Source organism: Pedobacter sp. MR2016-24 (genome assembly GCF_026239655.1).
GTDB lineage: Bacteria > Bacteroidota > Bacteroidia > Sphingobacteriales > Sphingobacteriaceae > Pedobacter.
Genome location: NZ_JAPIVO010000015.1, coordinates 1 through 1,749, shown reverse-complemented (window position 1 = coordinate 1,749; position 1,749 = coordinate 1). Strand labels below are relative to the sequence as shown.

The 1,749-nt window shown below is 48.9% G+C and carries 1 rRNA gene; it reads right to left on the bottom strand.

Going from position 1 to position 1,749, the window contains the following annotated elements:
* Positions 1-84: 84 nt before the first annotated feature.
* Positions 85-1,604, bottom strand: a 16S ribosomal RNA gene (locus OQX62_RS25015).
* Positions 1,605-1,749 lie beyond the last annotated feature (145 nt).

Sequence of the window (1,749 nt, the reverse complement as noted above, 5' to 3'; positions counted from 1 at the left end):
GATGCTTCATCCTATGGGTTTTCTTTTTTGAGATCTTATTGTCATTTACATCATTTACGCAGCGGGTAGTCTGCCTTTCTCCAGAAAGGAGGTATTCCAGCCGCACCTTCCGGTACGGCTACCTTGTTACGACTTAGCCCCAGTTATCGGTTTTACCCTAGGACGCTCCTTGCGGTTACATACTTTAGGTACCCCCAACTTCCATGGCTTGACGGGCGGTGTGTACAAGGCCCGGGAACGTATTCACCGCATCATTGCTGATATGCGATTACTAGCGAATCCAACTTCAAGAGGTCGAGTTGCAGACCTCTATCCGAACTGTGAATGGCTTTTGGAGATTGGCTTGCTGTTACCAGCTTGCTGCCCTCTGTACCATCCATTGTAGCACGTGTGTAGCCCCGGACGTAAGGGCCATGATGACTTGACGTCGTCCCCTCCTTCCTCTCTGTTTGCACAGGCAGTCTGTTTAGAGTCCCCACCTTAACGTGCTGGCAACTAAACATAGGGGTTGCGCTCGTTGCGGGACTTAACCCAACACCTCACGGCACGAGCTGACGACAGCCATGCAGCACCTAGTTTCGTGTCCTTGCGGACTCATCTATCTCTAAATGATTCACTAACTTTCAAGCCCGGGTAAGGTTCCTCGCGTATCATCGAATTAAACCACATGCTCCTCCGCTTGTGCGGGCCCCCGTCAATTCCTTTGAGTTTCAATCTTGCGACCGTACTCCCCAGGTGGAATACTTAACGCTTTCGCTTAGCCGCTAACTGTGTATCGCTAACAGCGAGTATTCATCGTTTAGGGCGTGGACTACCAGGGTATCTAATCCTGTTTGATCCCCACGCTTTCGTGCCTCAGCGTCAATATAACCATAGTAAGCTGCCTTCGCAATCGGTGTTCTGTGACATATCTATGCATTTCACCGCTACTTGTCACATTCCGCCTACCTCTAGTTCATTCAAGCTCTTCAGTATCAAGGGCACTGCGATGGTTGAGCCACCGTCTTTCACCCCTGACTTAAAAAGCCGCCTACGCACCCTTTAAACCCAATAAATCCGGATAACGCTTGGATCCTCCGTATTACCGCGGCTGCTGGCACGGAGTTAGCCGATCCTTATTCCTTCGGTACATTCAGCTACTTACACGTAAGTAGGTTTATTCCCGAATAAAAGCAGTTTACGACCCAGAGGGCTGTCTTCCTGCACGCGGCATGGCTGGTTCAGAGTTGCCTCCATTGACCAATATTCCTTACTGCTGCCTCCCGTAGGAGTCTGGTCCGTGTCTCAGTACCAGTGTGGGGGGTCATCCTCTCAGATCCCCTAGACATCGTGGTCTTGGTGGGCCGTTACCCCGCCAACTAACTAATGTCACGCATGCCCATCTTGATCCTATAAATATTTGAACATTGTACAATGCTGTACTGTGTTTTTATGCGGTGTTAATCCGAATTTCTTCGGGCTATCCCCCTGATCAAGGTAGGTTGCATACGCGTTACGCACCCGTGCGCCACTTTCTTCCCAGCAAGCTGGAAATATCGTTCGACTTGCATGTATTAGGCCTGCCGCTAGCGTTCATCCTGAGCCAGGATCAAACTCTCCATTGTAAAATGTTGTGTTTGAACACTGACCATTCTTAACTTAATTTTTAAAAATAATCTTGTATTCTTATTTGTCTGTCAGTGCAGACTTGAAAAACTTGCGCGGTTCATGTACTTTGAACTTGTACTAGCTTACCCCGCTACGTTTGTA